Below are 257 nucleotides of genomic sequence, written 5' to 3'. Positions count from 1 at the left end.
GCCGTTCATTGCTCGCCCTCCGCAGTCGTCTTCGGCGATGGCGAAGCGGCCCGCTCGGTGCGGTAGTCGCCGGCCAGTTCGGAGGGGTCGCGCGGCTGAGCGCGTGATGGCGTCAGGTGGAACTGGATGCCGGCGCGCACGCGCGCCAAGTCAGCCAGCAGCCGCGGGTAGTCGAAGTGGTAGCGCTCGCCCGGCGTGATGGGGGTATGCGCGGCGCTGTCCGCGACGGTGCGTTCCAGCGCGTCGAGCTGGCGCAG

1 protein-coding gene is annotated in these 257 nt (G+C 72.0%); it reads right to left on the bottom strand.

Annotated features, from left to right (window positions below; all coding sequences use genetic code 11):
- Positions 1-5: 5 nt before the first annotated feature.
- The coding region (locus tag K206_RS0137180; RefSeq protein WP_020207226.1) for an RAQPRD family integrative conjugative element protein at positions 6-257 on the bottom strand (252 nt) is incomplete at its 5' end.

The sequence above is a fragment of the Cupriavidus sp. WS genome (genome assembly GCF_000395345.1).
Taxonomy (GTDB): domain Bacteria; phylum Pseudomonadota; class Gammaproteobacteria; order Burkholderiales; family Burkholderiaceae; genus Cupriavidus; species Cupriavidus basilensis_B.
Note: the sequence above shows the minus strand (reverse complement) of the source record. Positions and strands in the feature narration are given on the sequence as shown.